Here is a 17,310-nt window from a genome sequence, read left to right on the forward strand (position 1 = left end):
TGCCACGAGGCTTACTCCCCTGCCGTCTTATGGCCGGAGGGGGTGATTTGCGGGTATTGTTACATGGCCGCGAAACGTTTCCACGGAACCTGTGTCATCTGCCAGCATGACGGGATCGTCCCGGGCATCACGCCGCAGGGGCGCACGTGCCGCACCTGCAGCGGCATCACCCTCAACGTTGGCTGCACCGAGTGCGGCGCCGAAGAGGAGCTCCACAGCAAGGGGCGCTGCTGGCGATGCGTGCTGAAGGATCAGATCAGGCAAACCCTGACCGGTCCCACCGGCCAGATTCCCGACAAACTTGCTCCCCTTGCTGCCGCACTGGGCGACATGGCACGACCGAACACGGTCCGAGCACAAATGCATTGATCGAAACGTTCCTCTACTGGGCAATCGGCAGCCGCCTCGTCCCACCGCTTGAACTGCCGAAGCGATCGCTGGCCAACCGCAAGTCCTTCGGGCACGACCAACGAATTGACGCGATCCGACGGGTTCTCCTGTCGGACGAGATGCTCCTGAACCTACGGATCGCAGGCGGCCTTGTGCTCCTCTTCGGCCAGCCGCTCAACCGCATCGCATCCATGAAGTTGGACCACGTCCAGCTCGACGGCGACGTGACACGGTCAAAGACGCCACACCGAGCATCCTTGCCAGTCTCCTCGGAATGACCCCTGAAACGGCCATGCGACACGCAGAACTCGCCGGCGCTAACTTCGCCCGCTATGCCGCGCTCCGCCAGTGACTCATTACCTCTCGACAGGCGGGATCAGGTGCAATTCGACGCCGTTGGACACTCATCGTTACCGGTATTGGGTATTATATTGCCTGTGATATTGCCTGTGATATTGCCTGTGGAAACAGTAATGATTCTTGCTGCCGAGCTCGTGACACGGAAGACTGGTGGGCATGAGTACTTCTGCCTCCGCCTCGCCGTCAGGTCACCGTGCTTACGAGGATTCTGTGCGGCTGGACACGGGTGGGGTCGTCACGGGTCTGCGTGAGATCCTCGGCGCCCAGCTCGTCGCCTACCTGGGCCGGGTGTCGAACACGCGCTCCGTGCGTGAATGGGCGGACGGTTCGCGTGCACCTGGCGCGGACGTCGTCCAGCGGCTGCGTACCTCTTATTACGTGGCCGGCATTCTGATTGAACGGGAGAGCGCGAAGGTAGTCCAGGCGTGGTTCCAGGGCATGAACCCGGAGTTGGATGATCAGTCGCCCGCTACGCTGCTGCGTACTGAGCCGCTCGACGCAGTTGGTCCGAAAGTTATCGCTGCCGCCCGGTCCTTTGCCGCTGGCGGATAGCCGGTGGGTCGCCGTCTTGCGGACGCGTTGTGAGGCTCGCTGGGTGGCTTAGTCCGTGGGCTTGGAACTGAGATAGCGGCGTAGGCCGGGGATGGCGAAGTCGACTTTGCCGTATCCGGCCGATTCAATGAGGCCGGCGGCCAGGAGCCGTGTCCGGTAGTTGGCGACAAGGTTTGTCTTGGCGCCCAGCCGTTGCCCGATGTCGCCGGTAGACGATGGACCTGTGTCTTTGGCCATGGCCTGCAAGAAGTCCATGTCTTTGGGTGAGGTGGTGGAGAGTGCAGCCTCGATCACGGTGCGTGCGTTGCGTCGGTGTGCGGCATCAATGGCCCGGCCGACAGCGTCCTCGTCGAGGGTGCCCTGGTTTTTTTCGGCTTCCCGCCAGAGGAAGTAGCCGACCAGCTGGATGAGGAATGGGTATCCTCCAGTGGCTTCGGAGGCTTGCCGGACGAGGTCTGGTGAGATGTTGAATGCCGCGGCCGCGAACGTCTCGGCGAATGACGCCTCCACGTCCCTGACCGTGGCGGCATGCAGATCGATCTTGTCGGCGCGGCGGAGGAACGTCGCCACGCCTTCGTTGAGTAGGTCCGACACTGCAGCCGGTAGGCCAGCGAAGACCAGACCGATGGGGAGGCGGTCCTGGATCAGGTGCTGGACACTGGCTGCCAGCTGAGCCAGTTCAGCACGGTCAGCGGCGTGGATTTCGTCCACGGTGATGACCAGGCCGGTGCCACGGCTCTGGAGGAGCCGTAGGAGTTCTTCGGCGAGGTTGCGCCAGGCGACCTGGCGTTCGGGCGGGAGCTCGGTCGTGAGGCTGAAGCCGGCAGCGGAGACACCGATGATCTTGCGTCCTTGCGGCCCGTTGCCGAGTTCTTCGGCCAGTTGGCGCATGGATTCACCGATCCTGCCCATGAAGCCACCGGTGGCCGTCTCGGAGATCACGGCCCAGCCGTTCTCTCGGGCCAGGTCGTGGGCGGCACCGAGCATGACGGTCTTGCCGATGCCGCGGGCACCGGTGAAAATGGTGAGGAGCCCCGGCGCCCCGGATCCCAGGCGTAGGCCGTAGGCGAACTCGTCGAGAAGGCCGGCACGGCCGATGATCTCGGGTGGTGTCGCGCCGGCTGAAGGCCGGAATGGGTTCTCCATGGTGGATCCCTTGTGAGTGTGTGTGAGTCTTGTGAGTCTAGTTGTAATTGTGAGTCTTGTGAGCTTGGGCACCACCATACCTGCCCGCACCGGCATTCCCGCCGCCAGGCAACGGATCCGGCGTGTACGCGGACTTTCTGCGGCTGGTCAGTGGAACACCCTGGGTTGGCGCGTGATGGCAGGGCCGTGACGAAACCCGGCAGAATCTGAAGAACCAATGGATTGGATGGAACGCGATGAGTTCACGGAGCGACGCATGGCCCGGGAACCCACCCGCTGACGTCGAGGCGTTCATCCTCGAAACGGTTGACATGCTTCACGAACTCGACGACACCAGCCTGCACGAGCTGACACCACTTTTCTATGAGCACGGGTGTGAGCAAGTAGCTCATTCCCTCCGAGAACTGCTCAAAATGCTCGGCCACGACCCCGACGCGTAACTCGGTTTGGGCGCCGAGTAGGTGCCGAGGAGACAGGACGGGTTGCAGGCGCGTTGCGGTAAACAAATGAAAAAGCCCCGGTTGTGTGCCTGGGGAAGGACGAGCAAGAGAACCGGGGCTAATCGTCGGAGTGGGGGACTCCGATGCGTAACGCTACAGGAACGGTTCCTGCTGACGGATCCGGCTCGCCCAGGAACAGCTCACTCCCACCGGAGAGGGCATTTTGGCGATCATGGTGCTGTCCACGGCTGGACAACTAGTTGGCGGCGTCGCGTGTTCCATCGCCCGACCGCGCCAGCGTGGTGTTCGCGATTAGATGCCGCTGCTCACGTTGGCGCTGAAGGACTGGGGCGAGCACGGTGTCCGCTATTTCGGAGACCAGGCGACTGAGCTCCGGGAGGGCCGGTGTGGACATGCGCTCGATCTGCTCGCGCATCTCGACGCTCCCGGGCTGTTGGGGTTCGGGGCCGGCGACGATGATTTTCAGCTGTTCTTCGACTTCCCGGTTGACGATTTCTGTCAGGGCGGAGCCGATGGCAGGGCGCTGCATGAGTTCACGCGCTGCGGCGACATCGTCGATTCCTGCGCTCCGGCGGAGTTGTTCCAGCAGAGCTGGACCGTCGCCTCGAGGGTGGCCGTATCGTGCGGCGAACGGGGTCAGCAGAAGGCCGAGGTGTTCGAGGTCGACCGCTCGTTTTCCCCGGGTCGCGTCGGCCAGCACGTCGCCGACCAGGGACAGGTCGCCGATCTTGTCGACAAGGTGGGCGACCGTGCGTTCGATGCTCGTCACCGGGAGGCCCGCGACCACCACAACGTCGCGGGAATCCAGCTGGCGCCGGCTGTAGGCGATGTCGGTTCGTTGCGTTTGGCGCCGTTCGTTGGTGATCAGATGGTACGGGACTGGATTGATACCGCCGCACTCATGAACAGCTGCTGCGGCCGCCCCGCCCACCACGACTCGCGGGCTACTCACCCGCTCCCATGACAGCAACGCGGGTTCGGTCGACATCCAGGCAGCGCGCAGGTCATCCAGAGGAGCGACAGGCACTCCCCCGAGCCGGTACACGCCGTGGGCGAGTCGCTCGAGTCGCCCATCTCGTTCCCGATGCGAGAGATTGGCGCGACTCACACCCCGCGCCTGCGCCTGAGCCGTGGTGAATAGACCCCACTGGCCGGCAGCCAGTTCCTGAAGGATCGGTTCAACAACAATGCTCATACTTGGAAAGTATAATTTAAGTACGCTTTTCAAGCAATTAAATTCTCGCAAGACGGGCCTGACGGCGAATCCCATGCGGGCGGGGTCTACGCGACACGGCGGCCCCAAGGTGGAGTCGGGGCGATGGTTGTCGATTTCCGTACTCGGCAGCACAAATTCCGCACCCGCATGCACCGGTCATTCACGCCACCACGGGTCTTGGCTCTGTGCCCATGAGGGTCCCCTTCTGGAAACGCTGACGCCTTGCGGTGACTGCTGGCCGCATTTCCCACAGCGAGGTTGTGAACGCGCGCAGGATTCGCTACGTTCAAAGACTGCCTCTGGGCGAGGTGAACGCGGCCGAGAGACAACTCCACGAGGATCAGGCGGATCCTGTGCTTCGTTCAGCTTGGTCTCGAAGTACCCGCATGAGTTCACCGAGCTCGCTGTTGAGTGCGCACCAGTCAATTCCGGTCACTTCGGCCTCGATACCATCGACCCATCTGGTGTGTGCGGTGTGGATGTCTGACAGTGCTGCTGAGCCCTGGTCGGTGACGATGAAGAGCTTGGACTGACGGTGGCGGGGGTTGTCGACGTAGTGACCGAGCGCGTCGGCAACGAGTTCGTCGGTGATCCTCTGGATGCCTTGCCGGTGAAGTCCGAGTTTGCGGGCGATGTCGGGCACAGTTGCGCCGTCTTCGGCGGCTTGGAGGACCATGCGTCGCGCGTGCGTCTGTCCGGCCGTCGAGGCGAGCTTCTCGCCGGCCTCACGTAACAGGCGATTGGCGTCGAAGATCGCGTGGAGCACGGTGTCCGCGTCGCTCATCGTTCAATCTTTGACAACATGTCGTCACCCTCTCTAAGCTGCCAGAGTGACAACATGTTACCACCTGCTGGCTGGCGCGCTGCCAGACGCGCGGGGAGAGTCGGCTCAGCTGTTTCGGTGCTTGGAGTCGACCTCCTGGCTCTCGCTTCCAGGCGACGGCACCTGGCTCAACGGCCTGCCGGCAGGTTTGACCCAACGGCATGCCGAGGCCTGGGGCCGCTGGCTTCGGCAGCCGCAAGAGCCCGCGGAATTCATCGCGGACCCGACTGACGTCATCACCCGAATAGGAGCGAACCAATGACCAACCCACCCACAGTCGTGCTGCTCGGCGGCAGCGGACTCGGCCCCTGGGCTTGGGAGCGCGTGACGCCGATCCTCAACGCCCACGGCCTCCGTGCGCTCACCCCGCAGCTTCGCGCAACCGGCGACGATGTAACGCCGGCGGCCGAGGTCTCATTGGTCGACTGGATCGACGACGTCTCTGGCTTCCTCGCAACACGTGACCAGCCCGACATCACCCTCGTCGCGCACTCCTTCGCCGGATATGTCGCAGCAGGCGTGCTCGCTTCCGAAGTGGACAGGATCAGGACGGTGGTGTTTCTTGACGCGGTGCTGCCCCAACCCGAACGGTCCTGGTTCGACGCCATGGGCCCCGACGTCGAGCAGTTCATGTCTGGGCTTACCGAGAACGCGGCGATCCCCTTCTTCACCCGAGAGCAACTGGATCAGCTCTACCCGCGGCACGGCATCAGCGAAGCCGACTGGGAGTGGATGCAACCCCAGCTCGGTTCCCAACCCCTCGCCACCTATTCGCAGCCTGCGATCGCCGAACCGCTGAACCCAGTGACCACGCGGCTCGCTTACATTCAGTGTCTCTCCACAACACCGCCCGCCGCGGACATTAATGCCAGTACCCCCGGCTGGACATTTAGGACTCTCGACACCGGACACTGGCCGATGATCACCCACCCCGACGCGACAGCCCAAGTCATCGAAGAACTGGCGAGCCTGTGACTCAGGTCGCGTTCTTTCGAAATCTCAACCTCGGCCACCGAGGCAGCCCAACCGGCAGCGAGCTCGTCGCGGCATTCGGAGGACCAGCGGTGGCGCGAAATTTTCAGACCAACGGCACAGTCCTCTTCACCTCGGCAACCCCTAAGGCCACCGCGAGCCACGCGCTTCGGGGTCTCCGCGACGAGGACTACTCCCACAGCATGGTCATGCGCACCGTGGCCGAGCTCGAAGACATCGTTAGGGAAACCCCAGAAGCGGACCCGGCCGAGAACGTCTACCGAACGATGATCTCGCTCTTCGACACGGATCGCCTGCCGCCAGTCGAGCTCCCGATGCGGAGCCGCGATCAGCTCGTCGAGCTCCGCCGGGTCGACCGCGGCAGCGCGACCAGCGTCTGCTGGAAACCGCGACACACGGCCGGCGACGTCACCGGCGGGTCGGTGACGCGGAGCTCGAAAACACCCCGCGCGATGAGGACAACGATGCCGCCGACGAGCAGGATGAGGGTTCGCGGGTCGCCCCAGACCCATTGGCCTCCGCGGGATACGGCAATGAGGGTGCCGACCAATCCAACCGCGAGACCTGCTATTCCGACGAAGTCGAGCCGACCGGCAGTGCGGAGAGTGCTGGCGGGCACAACGGCGGCGTAGAGAACGAGGCAGGTAAAGGTGAGTGCTGCGGCGATCCAGAACAATGCATGCCAGTCGAAGTTGTCGGCGACAAGGGCGCTGATGGGAAGGCCGAGTGCTCCGCCGACTCCGAGAGTCGCGCTGATGAGGGCGATGGCTGATCCGAGTCGTTGCGGGGGCAGGACGTCGCGCAACATGGCGATTCCGAGTGGGATGACGCCGGCGGCCACGCCCTGGAGTACTCGAGCGATGATCATCGGGGCGAGGGTGTCAGAAAGTGCCGCAAGGATGGCTCCGAGGAGCTGGAGTACGAGCAGGACCATGGCGATGCGTCGTTTGCCATACATGTCTCCGAGGCGACCGGCGATCGGCGCGCTGATTGCGGCGGCGACGAGGGTGGCGGTGATGACCCAGGCGGTGTCTTGGCCGGAGGCGTGGAGTAGCGGGGCAGTCGGGGCTGTATTGGGATGAGAATCGTTTGCATGAACGATGCACTCATGCCCGCCAAGGCCAGGGTAGCCACGATCAGGTTCGGGTGAGTGGCTCGTATCGGCATTGTTCGGTCTGTCCCGGTCGTCAGTCTTTCTCGGAGAGTTCGCGTGGGCACAGCGGAGGAAGCGCCGTGCCCGACGGCAGTGATTGCCATGGGCGGCGAGGGAACAGCGTGATCTAGACCTAGGGACCGGGTAATTCCCGCGTGGCGCCGAATCGAAGATCAGGCGGTGTGGTTGAGGTCCGCGACGAATCTTCCCGAACGCAGTTCAAGCGTTGCGATGCGCTTGGCTCGCGCCGCTTCCCGATCGAACCCGGTATAGGCCATCGGGGGTAGCTTGCGCACGTTTGCGGAGCACTCAAAGTTGGCACAGACGAGAGTTGAGACTGTATTGCCGGCCCGCCCCGCGGGCCCCGCCCTTCGCGCGGTGAAGTAATGCACATCATTGGGGAGGGTGACGTCTTCGCACCACGAGCACTGCGGGCGAGAGCGGGTACGACCATCGTTCTGCCGCAGCATGACCCCGGTCGGGGCATCAGCCAGGTTGGTGACTACGTACCCGATGTTAGGGAGCTTAGGATCTCTCCATCCCAGGTAGTCGAGGTCTGTCCAGACCAGGGCGTCAAATTTGGTCGGGAGTGTGACGGCCTTCCGTTCTCGAAGGGACGTATTGACGAAGGATGCGCGCACGTCGGCTGCGGTGAGCTGTTTCACAGTAGGTAAGTCCTTTCTTTATAGCGAGTGGATTTCAGCTGGATGGCCAGTGACCCAGTGTGAAGTGCAGGGCATTGAGAGCGCTGTCCCACGAAGCTGCGCTGGAGCGGGTGCCGTGGCTGAACCCACCGCCTCGTTCCAGCAGGACATAGCCGTGAAAAGTGGCGTGCAGCAGCCGCACGGCATCCGTCTCGTCGGGTTCGCTCAATGCGTAGGCGCGCAAGATGGCTCTCGTCATGTCCGCGTGGCGGCGAGCAGCGCTCTGCTCGGCAACATCTGGCTCCAAAGTCATTTGTGTCGACGCATAGCGCCCGGGATGCTTCAGCGCGTACAAGCGGTACGCATTGGCGAAGGCGACGAGAGCGTCGCGTCCGGCTCGGCCCGCCAGTGCCGCACTCACCTGATCCGCAAGCTCCGCCAAGGAGAGAACTGCTACCCCGGAACGCAGGTCGTGGAGGCTGCGCACGTGGGCGTACAAGCTGGCGTCCCTGACTTCGAAGCGCCGAGCGACGGCGGACATCGACACCGTGTCGAATCCGTCCGCGTCAGCCAGGTCTGCGGCAGCGGCGATAATGCGAGCCGGAGTGAGTCCTGCTCGTGCCATAGTGTCTCCTTTTTCCATTTCCTAGGACTATCCTAGTTTTACCTAGGAGTATTAGTCAAGTCTGCCCGTGGGGCAGCGTCAAACGGCTACCGGCAACGAGACCCGAATGCGGACAGCACTTGACTGTGCCCCAAGGGCATGGCTTGTACTACTCCGAGACACGTCGACAACTCGTCGTTTTACACAGAGTCGGGACAGATCATCATCACAATCGCCGGAATCTCACTTCTCGCCGTGGGATTCGCCGTGCTCGCGGGCGCCCTGCTGATCTACGACCCCGCCGCGTCCGACGCAATTATCGGAGCAGGCTTGCTCAAGCTCACAGGGCTCCCCTTCGGCATACTCGGGCTCACATCGTGAGGATCCAGGCAGCCCGAGCGGCCCGGCTCCGACACAACACACGATTAAGAAGGAAGTCATGGATACCCAGAACAAACGGTGGGCGACGATCGTCCTCGGATCGCTGCTGATGGTCGCATCCTCGGGATGCACCGCGGTGGAGCCGAGCGCACCACCAGGCACGCCCTCGTCGGCCTCCGCGGCACCGGCAGACTCTGCGCTGAAGACCGCACTAGGCGAACTCGAGGAACAGTACGACGCTCGGATCGGGCTCAGCGTGACCGATACCGATGGCGGCTCGACCCTCGACTACCAAGGCGACAGTCGCTTTGGCTACGCATCGACTCTCAAAACGCTGGCCGCTGCAGCGTTGCTCGACCAGACGACGCCTGAACAGCTGGACCGCGTCATTACCTGGTCTGAGGCGGATGTCCTTGAGTCCGGTTATTCCCCCGTCACCAGCGAACACATCGACACTGGTCTGCCACTCGGTGATGTCGCCATGGCTCGCAAGACCTGAACCGAGGTCCCGGAGAACGTCCACCCTCACATGCTGCGCCACTTCCGCGCCATGCACCTCTATCAAGCAGGTATGCCCCTGGCGCTGATCACCGAATGGCTCGGGCACGCGGATCCCGAGACAACGCTTATCTATGCCCACGCCGACACCGAGATGAAGCGCCGCGCTCTCGCCAAAGCCACCGACGGCGTTACTACTACCCCGCCAGCCATACCGATTTGGCACGACCGAGAGGACAACATCCGGCGACTTTGCGGACTCACCAGCTGACCGGACTATCCCGATAAAAATTGAAACTGCACAGACCCGTTCCCTGAGCCACCGCCCAATCAGGCAGCAACCTCGAGCGGGATCGGAATAATCCGAGCATCGGAACAATCGAGGTTATGCCGATATCGGCATAACCTCGATTTGCTCTTCTTCCACATCGACCAGTTGCGTTATGTGGTCGTCGAACTGAAGACCGGCAAATTCCAGCCCGAGCATGCTGGCAAGCTCGGGTTCTACGTCTCGCTGGTGGATGAACGGCTCCGTCGGGAGGCCCATGCGCCCACTGTCGGCATACTCATCTGCGGCGATCGAAACGATCACACGGTTCGCTACGCGCTTGGTCGTTCCGGCTCGCCCCTGGCCGTGTCCACATACACATATGACTCCTTGCCGCCTTCCGAAAAGAATGCGCTTCCAGATGCTGACGAGCTCACGGCGGCCCTGGGTTGGGACGAAGAAGGCCAAGAGCTGCACGGCTAATCCTGCAAGGACAACAATCCTTGGTCCTGCTGCTGCGGACGGTTGTCGGCCTAGATATCCTGCCCTCAAAGTGATAACTTTAGTTATCGGAGGTAGAAAGATGAGCACTATGGAGAAGCCGGCCGCGCTTGCGGAGTTGGTGCGGGTCAAGGCGCGGCGGGACACGGTTGATTTAGATTATTTGCGGGCTGCACGTGCGGCTGCGGAGAATGCGAGCCAGCGTGAGATTGCGCGTGTCTTGGCGTTGTCGCAGCCGGCGGTTAATAAGATTCTTGCGCGAGCTAGGGGCATCGCGGATCTGCGGCCGACGTTTCATGGGGCGACTCCGTTTGAAGTTGCTCAGCGCTATTCCGGGGGCTTCATCGATCGCGATCAGGTGATTGATGAGTTGGCACGGTGGCCGTATCTTCCTAAGCCCAAGGCCGACGAGTTCGACGATGTGTGGGAGCCGGGTGAGGGCACGTGGTATGACGTTGAGGAGGCGCTGCAGCAGGGCCTGATCGACGGTGAGATTTACGAGGCCGCGCAGTTGCGCCGCCATGCTGGGAAGCAATGACGCCTGATGAGATGGAGCGCCATGAAAGCCACCTGAGCGCGTTTTCCCGCTCAGGTGGTTCTTTGCGTGCCGATGCACCGAATGCCACGGTCAACAATCCGGCGTGGTTCATTGACGGTGACCTTACCTTTGAACGGCAGCAGTTTCATGCGCGAGTGCGGGCGGAGTTTCGTGAGGAACAGCCGAATGTCTTAACTGATCGCAAGGCGATCGTGCTGGCGGGCCCTCCGGGCGCCGGCAAGTCGACTGTGCTTAGCCAGGTGATCGCGGCAGCCGGAGGCAGCGCTGATCAGTGGCGAGTGATTGATGCGGATCATTTCAAGGACGTTTTGCTGCGCGAGGCAATCGCGGATGGGACCTACTGTTGTACGTCTCCCGGGGTGACGATGAGGTCGTCACGGTGGGTGACGATGGGGCGTCGAGTGGTGGTCTTGGTCGGCGGCGTCATCGTGACGAGCGGCGCCGCTTGCGGGCGAAGGCTCGGGCGGGCATCGTCACGGTGATTCTCTCCAGGCTGGCCGGGCTTGTCGGCATGGTGACGGCGAACGCGAAACGCTCAACACGAGATGGCCCCTTCCCCGGTTTGGTGTGGTACTAAAGACTGATTGTCATGACCTGGTGGCAGCAGAACGGAGCCGGACGCGATGTTCGTGGTTGCCTCGCCGGAGCAGGCCGAGGCCCTGCTCGACGCGGGGAAGCTTCGCTGTCCCGGCTGCTCTGGCGCGTTGCGTCCGCACGGGTACGGTCGCAGTCGCAGGGTGCGCAGTCTCGGACACACACCCGTCACAGTGCGCCCGCGCCGTGCCCGCTGCTTCACGTGCGCGATCACGCACGTGCTGCTGCCCGCCGGCCTGGTTCTGCGGCGTGCGGACACCGCCGAGGTGATCGGCACCGCCTTGGCGGCGAAAGCCCGCGGTGACGGGCACCGCACGATCGCGGCCCGGCTGGACCGCCCGGTCTCCACGGTGCGCCGCTGGCTGCGCCGGGCACGGGGCGCTCACGCCGACTGGTTACGCGAACAGGGCGTGCAGCACGCGTACCGTTCCGATCCGGACATCCTGAACCACGACCTGTCCTGGCCGACACCGCTCGGGGACGCACTGAACCTCCTGGCCGGTGCGGCGCTGATCTGCCAGCAGCGTTGGGACAGCCGGCTGCCGGTGTGGACACTGATCGGCATGTTCACCCGCGGCCGACTCTTGCCGCCACCCCTGCGAATCTGAAAAATCGCGCCGGGTTTCTTCCGCGCGCACAAAAATCGCCGTCACCGTGACGACCACGAAAAACGTCGCCGTCACCACTGACGATCACCACGTCACCTTGCCGACCCCACCCCCGAACTCATCGTCACACACGATGACGCCGCCATCGTCAAATAACGTGACGGACAACACCTACGAGGGCTGGCTCGTGCCGGATGATGTGCGGGGGCTCCATGACGGAGGTGAGCGGTTCTATCCACGAGAGCTTGCTTCTTTGGTGCACGATGAGTCCTCGCAACTGTCGAAGGGCGCTCGCGCGGATGCGATTCGATCAGGCGATCGGATAGTTCTTGACACGGTCCTTTCGAACTCGGATGCGGCGGTGAGGATGGGTCGGATGCTCGAGCGGGCCGGGTATGAAGTGACGGTGGTCGAGGTGGAAGTGAGCTTGGACGTGTCGCGTGATCGAACGCGCGATCGGTGGTTGCGCGGGTATGTCGAAGCTGAGCGGGGCGCTGCGGGTTCTGAACTTGGCGGGCGGTGGGTGCCGTCGACATATCCGGATTCACTTTTTCCGAACGGTGCACAGCAATCGACGTGTTTGGACGCCGCGTCACGGTTGGCCACGGAGAACGGCCACGTGACTCGGTTTGAGCGTTACCAGGTTGTGGATCCGAGCAAGCCGTCACCGGAGAAGATTGATGTGCAAGTCCGGTTGTCGGCTGGCTCCGCGCTGCTAGATGAACGGGTTGCCCTGGTTGCCAAGCGTGCGCTGGATGGGACGGCCAGCGGTCGTCCGCGACGAACGTCGCCGCGGACGAACCGGGATCACGGGCATTCTCGGTAGACCGATTCGAATCCCCATGGGGCGCGAATTGAGTCAGGAAACGGTGGCCGTCGGACGTGCCTATGCCGCAGCCCGTGATTCTCGCCAGCGCATGACGTCTGCCGTGTTGTAACGGACGAGGCCCAAGCCAATGTCGTGGAAATTCGGTCCGACGTTGCCGTGTCTCATTGTGCTGAGCTTCGTGAGTGAGATGCCCAGGGCGTCGCTGGTTTGGTCGGGTGTCATCAGGGGTGACGTCGGTGGGGTGCAGATTGCTGTGGTCATTTGGGTTGGTCCTTGGTGAGCGTGTCGATGATGGTCACGTAGTTGGTTCCGGTGACGGTGACGGTGACGGTGAGTGTGTTTGCGAGGGTGTAGCCATGGCGGCCATGGGCGCGCAGGTCGTCGAGGCGTTCGGCAACTTTTCGTGCGCGCCCCGCGTGTTCCAGGTCGCTGATGGGCAGGGTCGTCTGGAGGGTGCTGAATTCCATCGCGGGGCGCTTACTCGCCGGTGAATGCGGGGCGGTCGCGCGCCGCAGCCATCTTGGCGATCCAGTCGGGTCGGAAGCCTGACCAGGACACGGCGCGGGCAACGACAACGGGCGCTGAGGTGTAGCCGAACTGGTGCATCAGGTCGGTGGCTCGCTTGTCGGTTGTGAGGTCGATGACGGTGTACGGCAGGTTTGCGGCGTCGAGTGCTCGTGTGGTCATTGTGCATTGCATGCAGTTGGGCAGCGTGTAGACGGTTAGCGGTTCGATCATGGTGTGGTCCTCTCTTATAACCTCATTGCCTTTTGGCGCACGCCGCTTTACAGCGTCAGGGGTGAATTGGCCAGGGACCGTGGAATACCGCAAGGGAGCGGAGCGAGTGAGGATATGCCGCGAAAGCCCTTGCCAAGAGAGGAATGGTGCGTACGATAATCAGCCGAAAAGGCAACGGAGTTGCACGAATAAGCCCCGTCGAGCTGTGCTCGACGGGGCTTATTCGATAACGGTAAGAGCCGGAGGCTACGCCTCAGTGTTTGGGGTCGTGACGGGGGCGGTGGTGCGTCGTTTGCGTGCTTTCGGTAAGGGCTGGCCGGGAGCTTTCACGCCGGTAGCGCGGAGGTCCTTTTCGCTCCATCCGGAGGCCAGGGCAGCAGTCCACGCGTGTTCGTGAGCGAGGGTCGCCAACTTCAGTTGCTGCTCTGCACTGTCGTATTCGTTGCCGGCATCGGCGAGCACTCGTACCGCTTCTACGCGGGTGTCCACGTTCGCTTCGATAATGGCCCGCGCTCGGGCGGCTGCATCTTCTGGTTTCACATTCGCATCGCTCATGTGCACCAGATTACAGGCATGGCAGACGCCTCACCCGAGGGCGTCTCAGTCTCGGCTCACCAAACCACCAAGAGTGGAAACGTGCCATACCGGCGGTGCCGATTTGGAGCAAGCTATAGGGTTAGGTGCCCTAACCCGCTTTTCCCGGTGGACGCTTTGCGTTTCCTCCGGCATACTTGGCGTATGGTCCCCGCATGTTCGCGGGTTCGCTGCGCTGGGCAGGTGCTGGAATGCGGGGAGGCGGTGACGACGTGACTGATAAGAATGAGCGGCGTTTGTTTGGTCGTCAGCGTCGCGCTAACGTCGATGTTCCGCGTGATCGTCGGTACACGGTGAAGGTGAATGCCGAGGAGGATGCCCAGTTGCGGGCACGGGCTGTGGTGGCTGGTGTGACGGTGTCGCGGTTGATGTTTGAGTCGGCGATGAATGCGCATATTGAGACGGATACGGCGCGGCAGGAAGTGATTGCGGAGTTCTTCGCGGTTCGACGCTTGATGGCGAACGTGGCCAATAATGTCAACCAGTTGGCGAAGTACGCGAATACCGAGAGTGTGTTCCCGCAGGATGCGGAGGCGATCGTCGCGGAGTATCGGGCGATTGTTCCGCGTCTGAGTGATGCGTTGGATCGGTTGGCCGAGTCATGATGCCCAACATCAGGCGGGGCGATCGAATGGGTGGCCTGATGGTTTACCTTGCGGGCGATGGGCGTCATAACGAGCATGAGGATCAGCACCTCGTTGCGGGTGATTCTGCGATTATGACGATGTATGGGTATGACGTCCTGGACCGGGTGACGGCGTTGAAAATTGCCCATGACTTGGAGGAGCCGCGAACTAGGTTCGGCGTCGAGGTGACGCGTGTTGCCAAGGTCATGGACCCGGAGTCGGGCGAGACGGTCTCAACTCGTGTCGGTGCTGATGTGTGGCATTGCTCGCTGTCGTTGCGTGCCGAGGAGGGTCAGTTGAGCGACGAGAAGTGGGGCGCGATTGCGCAGGACTTCGCGGATCGGATGGGCTTCACCGACGTGAGCGGTAAGGCTGCGTGCCGGTGGGTGGCGGTGCGTCACGGGTTGTCGACGAACGGTAATGACCATGTGCATTTGGCCGTTTCTTTGGTGCGTGAGGATGGCACGAAGGCGACCACGCACAATGATTTCCGGCGGGCCCAGGAGGTGTGCCGCGATCTCGAAAGCGAGTACGGGCTTGAGGAGCTGGAGAGCCGTGGGCTGGGGCTGGGGGAGCGTGGCTTCAAGCCGGCCGAACGGGAACGTGCCGGGCGCAGCAATGCGGCCGAGATCGATCCGCACAAGCTGGAGCGCACGGTCCGGGCGGCGGCAACAGCGTCGGTCGATGAGGGCGAATTCGTTCGTCGTCTCCGTCAGGGCGGGGTTCTCGCCCGGCCACGCTACGCGGCTGGCCGGGACGATGTCGTGGCGGGCTATTCGGTGGCGATGCGACCAGTCGAGGGAGCGCAGCCGATTTGGTACGGGGGTGGGCGACTGGCGCGCGACCTGACTTTGCCGAGGCTGCGGGAGGGCTGGCCTGACAGTCCGCAGACTGCGCAGGGCGCGGTGGAGGAATGGCGGGCCACGGCGAAGAACCCGTGGCAGTACCGGCCCGTTGCCCCCGGACGTGAGGAGCACACTCCGAACCCCGAAATGTGGAAGCAGTACAGCGACGAGATTGGTCGACTTCGCGACCAGCTGCGCAGTGTCCCCGTCACGGACCGGGCCACCTGGGCGCACGTCGCACGTGAGACGGCCGGGGCGTTCGCGGCGTGGTCGCAGCGGGTCGAGGCGACACCGGGTCCGCTGGCTGAAACGTCCCGTCAGCTGGCCCGGTCTGCGCACCTTCGGGCGCATGAGTCCCGGCCTAAGCCGGTACAGCTGGGGTCGGCGGCGAACGCTGCGATGATCCTGATGCAAGCTGCGACGGGAGGGCGCGGCACGATGGCTGAAGCGATCATGCTGCGCCAGCTAGGACGCACCGCGGTAGCGATCCTTGACATGCACAGCGCGCATGGTGGCGCCCGCCGGGCCGAGCAGATCGCCTCCGTCATGAGCAACCAGGTCGCCGCGGTCCGGGGTAGCTTGCCGGCGGTGCAACGACTGGGCAAACCGGCGGGTACCCGGCCAGAGATAACGCCGGAGAACTCCCGCGTGGCTGAGGCCGTGCGGGTGGCGACCGAAGGCCTGGCCGCTCCGCGATCAGGTTCTCCGGTTCCGAACACGCTGGAGCCCACCAAGCGCAAGACGCCAGCCACGCCACGCGAGCGCGGCGACCTAGGAAGAGATTAAGAGAGCAGGGGAAAGATTATGGCCGAGGACACAGACGGAGTAGGCGAAGCCTTCGACGACCAGCTGCGCATCGCGCTCACCATCGCTTCGCAATTCGGGGAACGTATCGCCAGGCTGCGCGAACAGCTCTCCCGCCAGCGTGAAGCAGCAGCGACGCAGCAGACCCGCGAACTCGAAGCACGCTTCGAAGCGGAACGCGGAGCAGCGCGCGCGAGCCTCGCACCGGTGCAACAACCCGAATGGTGGGACCAAGCAACGCCTGAGGACATTGCCGGCGCTCACGAAACCGCGACCGTCTGGCGCGACTACGATGACGTTGCCCACTCTGCGGAGACACGAATCCGCGACGAAGTGCGCGAGCGATACGGTATCGACGTCGACGCACCAGGGGCCGACCCGGTGGCTGTCGCGGCCGCACTTCGCTCCGCTGAGCGTGACCGGGACCAGGCCCGCGCCCAGCGGGAACGTGCCGGCGAAGAACTCACCGCGTCGCAGTTGCTTCTCGCTGACGTGAACAGGCGCGACGCCCAGGCCAACGAACTCGATCAGGACAACACTGAAACCGACCGCACTAACGATTCGGAGAGCCAGCGTCAGGCCGAGGAGCTGCACCGCGAAGCTGACGTGAATCGCGGCACTAGCGGCCTCGACTACGACAGCTCAGAACGCCGCCGACAGTTCGCCTCGAGCCTTGAAGGCAAGGCCGACCAGAAAACCATCGACGCCCGCCTCCTCGCGGACGGCGACCAGGCGAAGCACCCACGCGAAGCGGTCCGGTCACAGCCCGGGCGTGCACCGAAAGCACGACGAGCTGGCACATCAGCGATGCAACAGCGTGAACGTGGCGGTCTCTCCCGCTGAAGTGATCCCAGGTAGCGGGTGTAACTCCACCAACCGGTAGGCGACATCCGGGCCATAGCCCCATGTTCGCGTCGAGATGATGAGACGCCGCCCATGGGTTGCGAGACGACGTGATGACGTGCTCGACCTCGTGCGTATGACGCCCGCTCATCGGGCTTAATGTCGGGACACCTAAACGGGCGGGTGACCCTTCCTGATTGAAGCGTTGCCCGGAATCTCGGGGGAGTGTCCGTAGGAGGTCCCTCTTGCGGACCCCTCACTCTCAGGCGTTGACCCCATG

24 protein-coding genes and 1 pseudogene are annotated in these 17,310 nt (G+C 63.2%); 16 read left to right on the forward strand and 9 right to left on the reverse strand.

What is annotated here, in order from left to right:
* Nucleotides 1-63: 63 nt before the first annotated feature.
* The 3 genes from BMW72_RS14995 to BMW72_RS15005 all read left to right on the forward strand — a co-directional run bounded on the left by BMW72_RS14995 (nt 64) and on the right by BMW72_RS15005 (nt 1,302).
* Nucleotides 64-369, forward strand: a complete 306-nt coding sequence (locus tag BMW72_RS14995; protein WP_092111953.1) for a hypothetical protein — start codon at nt 64-66, stop codon at nt 367-369.
* Nucleotides 366-668, forward strand: coding sequence for a hypothetical protein (locus tag BMW72_RS15000; RefSeq protein WP_092111955.1), 303 nt, complete (start codon nt 366-368; stop codon nt 666-668). Before BMW72_RS14995 ends, BMW72_RS15000 begins: the two co-directional genes overlap by 4 nt.
* Before the next feature lie 238 nt (nt 669-906).
* Complete coding sequence (locus tag BMW72_RS15005; protein WP_092111957.1) at nt 907-1,302, forward strand: hypothetical protein; 396 nt, start codon at nt 907-909, stop codon at nt 1,300-1,302.
* A 48-nt stretch (nt 1,303-1,350) separates the two neighbouring features.
* Here BMW72_RS15005 and BMW72_RS15010 read toward each other — a convergent pair whose 3' ends face one another.
* On the reverse strand, nt 1,351-2,448 hold the full coding sequence (locus BMW72_RS15010) for an ATP-binding protein (RefSeq protein ID WP_092111959.1): 1,098 nt from the start codon (nt 2,446-2,448) through the stop codon (nt 1,351-1,353).
* 236 nt (nt 2,449-2,684) lie between these two features.
* Between BMW72_RS15010 and BMW72_RS15015 the strand changes: the two genes are divergently transcribed.
* Nucleotides 2,685-2,888 (forward strand): hypothetical protein, encoded by a 204-nt coding sequence (locus BMW72_RS15015; RefSeq protein WP_092111961.1) that lies wholly within the window; start codon nt 2,685-2,687, stop codon nt 2,886-2,888.
* Between the two features lie 256 nt (nt 2,889-3,144).
* Here BMW72_RS15015 and BMW72_RS15020 read toward each other — a convergent pair whose 3' ends face one another.
* Nucleotides 3,145-4,104, reverse strand: a complete 960-nt coding sequence (locus tag BMW72_RS15020) for a type IV toxin-antitoxin system AbiEi family antitoxin domain-containing protein (protein ID WP_166787718.1) — start codon at nt 4,102-4,104, stop codon at nt 3,145-3,147.
* Nucleotides 4,105-4,465: 361 nt separating this feature from the next.
* On the reverse strand, nt 4,466-4,909 hold the full coding sequence (locus tag BMW72_RS15025) for a MarR family winged helix-turn-helix transcriptional regulator (protein WP_092111964.1): 444 nt from the start codon (nt 4,907-4,909) through the stop codon (nt 4,466-4,468).
* Nucleotides 4,910-5,206: 297 nt separating this feature from the next.
* Here BMW72_RS15025 and BMW72_RS15030 point away from each other — a divergent pair, with 297 nt between their 5' ends.
* Nucleotides 5,207-5,923: an alpha/beta fold hydrolase gene (locus tag BMW72_RS15030; RefSeq protein WP_092111966.1), complete on the forward strand. Its 717-nt coding sequence runs from the start codon at nt 5,207-5,209 to the stop codon at nt 5,921-5,923.
* 346 nt (nt 5,924-6,269) lie between these two features.
* On the opposite strand, the gene BMW72_RS19610 is transcribed toward BMW72_RS15030, so the two are convergent.
* The 3 genes from BMW72_RS19610 to BMW72_RS15045 are packed head-to-tail and all read right to left on the reverse strand — an operon-like array spanning nt 6,270 to nt 8,363.
* Complete coding sequence (locus tag BMW72_RS19610; RefSeq protein WP_338419447.1) at nt 6,270-7,298, reverse strand: MFS transporter; 1,029 nt, start codon at nt 7,296-7,298, stop codon at nt 6,270-6,272.
* Nucleotides 7,268-7,759 carry an FBP domain-containing protein gene (locus BMW72_RS15040; RefSeq protein ID WP_092111967.1) on the reverse strand — a complete coding sequence of 164 codons (492 nt, stop codon included), beginning with the start codon at nt 7,757-7,759 and terminating at the stop codon, nt 7,268-7,270. Before BMW72_RS15040 ends, BMW72_RS19610 begins: the two co-directional genes overlap by 31 nt.
* A 34-nt stretch (nt 7,760-7,793) precedes the next feature.
* Nucleotides 7,794-8,363, reverse strand: a complete 570-nt coding sequence (locus tag BMW72_RS15045; RefSeq protein WP_092111969.1) for a TetR/AcrR family transcriptional regulator — start codon at nt 8,361-8,363, stop codon at nt 7,794-7,796.
* Nucleotides 8,364-8,501: 138 nt separating this feature from the next.
* Here BMW72_RS15045 and BMW72_RS15050 point away from each other — a divergent pair, with 138 nt between their 5' ends.
* The 8 genes and pseudogenes from BMW72_RS15050 (at nt 8,502) to BMW72_RS15085 (ending at nt 12,577) form a co-directional block, all read left to right on the forward strand.
* Nucleotides 8,502-8,723 (forward strand): hypothetical protein, encoded by a 222-nt coding sequence (locus tag BMW72_RS15050; protein ID WP_092111971.1) that lies wholly within the window; start codon nt 8,502-8,504, stop codon nt 8,721-8,723.
* Nucleotides 8,724-8,781: 58 nt separating this feature from the next.
* Nucleotides 8,782-9,222: a serine hydrolase gene (locus tag BMW72_RS15055; protein WP_092111973.1), complete on the forward strand. Its 441-nt coding sequence runs from the start codon at nt 8,782-8,784 to the stop codon at nt 9,220-9,222.
* 24 nt (nt 9,223-9,246) lie between these two features.
* Nucleotides 9,247-9,492: pseudogene (locus tag BMW72_RS15060) on the forward strand (tyrosine-type recombinase/integrase); the annotation flags it as partial.
* 90 nt (nt 9,493-9,582) lie between these two features.
* A complete protein-coding gene (locus tag BMW72_RS15065; RefSeq protein WP_422386309.1) occupies nt 9,583-9,972 on the forward strand; it encodes a PDDEXK nuclease domain-containing protein in 390 nt (129 codons plus the stop codon).
* A gap of 109 nt (nt 9,973-10,081) precedes the next feature.
* Complete coding sequence (locus BMW72_RS15070) at nt 10,082-10,528, forward strand: hypothetical protein (protein ID WP_134450357.1); 447 nt, start codon at nt 10,082-10,084, stop codon at nt 10,526-10,528.
* Entirely contained in the window at nt 10,525-11,031 is a 507-nt protein-coding gene (locus BMW72_RS15075) for a zeta toxin family protein (protein ID WP_092111982.1), read from the forward strand. The genes BMW72_RS15070 and BMW72_RS15075 overlap by 4 nt, the downstream gene beginning before the upstream one ends.
* Nucleotides 11,032-11,172: 141 nt before the next feature.
* Nucleotides 11,173-11,751, forward strand: a complete 579-nt coding sequence (locus BMW72_RS15080) for a DUF6431 domain-containing protein (RefSeq protein ID WP_166787719.1) — start codon at nt 11,173-11,175, stop codon at nt 11,749-11,751.
* A gap of 46 nt (nt 11,752-11,797) precedes the next feature.
* Nucleotides 11,798-12,577: a zeta toxin family protein gene (locus BMW72_RS15085; RefSeq protein ID WP_092111984.1), complete on the forward strand. Its 780-nt coding sequence runs from the start codon at nt 11,798-11,800 to the stop codon at nt 12,575-12,577.
* A gap of 260 nt (nt 12,578-12,837) precedes the next feature.
* Here BMW72_RS15085 and BMW72_RS15090 read toward each other — a convergent pair whose 3' ends face one another.
* The 3 genes from BMW72_RS15090 to BMW72_RS15100 form a co-directional block, all read right to left on the reverse strand.
* Nucleotides 12,838-13,047 carry a hypothetical protein gene (locus BMW72_RS15090; RefSeq protein ID WP_092111985.1) on the reverse strand — a complete coding sequence of 70 codons (210 nt, stop codon included), beginning with the start codon at nt 13,045-13,047 and terminating at the stop codon, nt 12,838-12,840.
* A gap of 10 nt (nt 13,048-13,057) precedes the next feature.
* The gene (locus tag BMW72_RS15095; protein ID WP_092111987.1) at nt 13,058-13,318 is read right to left on the reverse strand and encodes a glutaredoxin domain-containing protein; all 261 of its coding nucleotides are present in this window, start codon (nt 13,316-13,318) and stop codon (nt 13,058-13,060) included.
* Nucleotides 13,319-13,564: 246 nt separating this feature from the next.
* Entirely contained in the window at nt 13,565-13,873 is a 309-nt protein-coding gene (locus tag BMW72_RS15100; protein WP_092111989.1) for a hypothetical protein, read from the reverse strand.
* A 251-nt stretch (nt 13,874-14,124) separates the two neighbouring features.
* Here BMW72_RS15100 and BMW72_RS15105 point away from each other — a divergent pair, with 251 nt between their 5' ends.
* Genes BMW72_RS15105 through BMW72_RS15115 form a run of 3 tightly spaced genes read left to right on the forward strand, consistent with a single transcriptional unit; the run spans nt 14,125 to nt 17,030 of the window.
* Nucleotides 14,125-14,517, forward strand: coding sequence for a plasmid mobilization protein (locus tag BMW72_RS15105; protein ID WP_166787720.1), 393 nt, complete (start codon nt 14,125-14,127; stop codon nt 14,515-14,517).
* Complete coding sequence (locus tag BMW72_RS15110; RefSeq protein WP_092111994.1) at nt 14,514-16,169, forward strand: relaxase/mobilization nuclease domain-containing protein; 1,656 nt, start codon at nt 14,514-14,516, stop codon at nt 16,167-16,169. Before BMW72_RS15105 ends, BMW72_RS15110 begins: the two co-directional genes overlap by 4 nt.
* 18 nt (nt 16,170-16,187) lie before the next feature.
* Nucleotides 16,188-17,030 (forward strand): coiled-coil domain-containing protein, encoded by an 843-nt coding sequence (locus BMW72_RS15115; RefSeq protein ID WP_092111996.1) that lies wholly within the window; start codon nt 16,188-16,190, stop codon nt 17,028-17,030.
* The last annotated feature ends 280 nt before the right edge of the window (nt 17,031-17,310 follow it).

This window comes from Cryobacterium luteum (assembly GCF_900110125.1).
GTDB classification, from domain to species: domain Bacteria; phylum Actinomycetota; class Actinomycetes; order Actinomycetales; family Microbacteriaceae; genus Cryobacterium; species Cryobacterium luteum.

Coding starts and splice junctions, on each gene's coding strand:
- BMW72_RS15005 (WP_092111957.1), top strand. CDS start 907: ATGAGTACTTCTGCCTCCGCCTCGCCGTCAGGTCACCGTGCTTACGAG.
- BMW72_RS15020 (WP_166787718.1), bottom strand. CDS start 4,104: ATGAGCATTGTTGTTGAACCGATCCTTCAGGAACTGGCTGCCGGCCAG.
- BMW72_RS15110 (WP_092111994.1), top strand. CDS start 14,514: ATGATGCCCAACATCAGGCGGGGCGATCGAATGGGTGGCCTGATGGTT.
- BMW72_RS15090 (WP_092111985.1), bottom strand. CDS start 13,047: ATGGAATTCAGCACCCTCCAGACGACCCTGCCCATCAGCGACCTGGAA.
- BMW72_RS15010 (WP_092111959.1), bottom strand. CDS start 2,448: ATGGAGAACCCATTCCGGCCTTCAGCCGGCGCGACACCACCCGAGATC.
- BMW72_RS14995 (WP_092111953.1), top strand. CDS start 64: ATGGCCGCGAAACGTTTCCACGGAACCTGTGTCATCTGCCAGCATGAC.
- BMW72_RS15115 (WP_092111996.1), top strand. CDS start 16,188: ATGGCCGAGGACACAGACGGAGTAGGCGAAGCCTTCGACGACCAGCTG.
- BMW72_RS15045 (WP_092111969.1), bottom strand. CDS start 8,363: ATGGCACGAGCAGGACTCACTCCGGCTCGCATTATCGCCGCTGCCGCA.
- BMW72_RS15050 (WP_092111971.1), top strand. CDS start 8,502: ATGGCTTGTACTACTCCGAGACACGTCGACAACTCGTCGTTTTACACA.
- BMW72_RS15075 (WP_092111982.1), top strand. CDS start 10,525: ATGACGCCTGATGAGATGGAGCGCCATGAAAGCCACCTGAGCGCGTTT.
- BMW72_RS15030 (WP_092111966.1), top strand. CDS start 5,207: ATGACCAACCCACCCACAGTCGTGCTGCTCGGCGGCAGCGGACTCGGC.
- BMW72_RS15015 (WP_092111961.1), top strand. CDS start 2,685: ATGAGTTCACGGAGCGACGCATGGCCCGGGAACCCACCCGCTGACGTC.
- BMW72_RS15070 (WP_134450357.1), top strand. CDS start 10,082: ATGGAGAAGCCGGCCGCGCTTGCGGAGTTGGTGCGGGTCAAGGCGCGG.
- BMW72_RS15025 (WP_092111964.1), bottom strand. CDS start 4,909: ATGAGCGACGCGGACACCGTGCTCCACGCGATCTTCGACGCCAATCGC.
- BMW72_RS15095 (WP_092111987.1), bottom strand. CDS start 13,318: ATGATCGAACCGCTAACCGTCTACACGCTGCCCAACTGCATGCAATGC.
- BMW72_RS15080 (WP_166787719.1), top strand. CDS start 11,173: ATGTTCGTGGTTGCCTCGCCGGAGCAGGCCGAGGCCCTGCTCGACGCG.
- BMW72_RS15100 (WP_092111989.1), bottom strand. CDS start 13,873: ATGAGCGATGCGAATGTGAAACCAGAAGATGCAGCCGCCCGAGCGCGG.
- BMW72_RS15055 (WP_092111973.1), top strand. CDS start 8,782: ATGGATACCCAGAACAAACGGTGGGCGACGATCGTCCTCGGATCGCTG.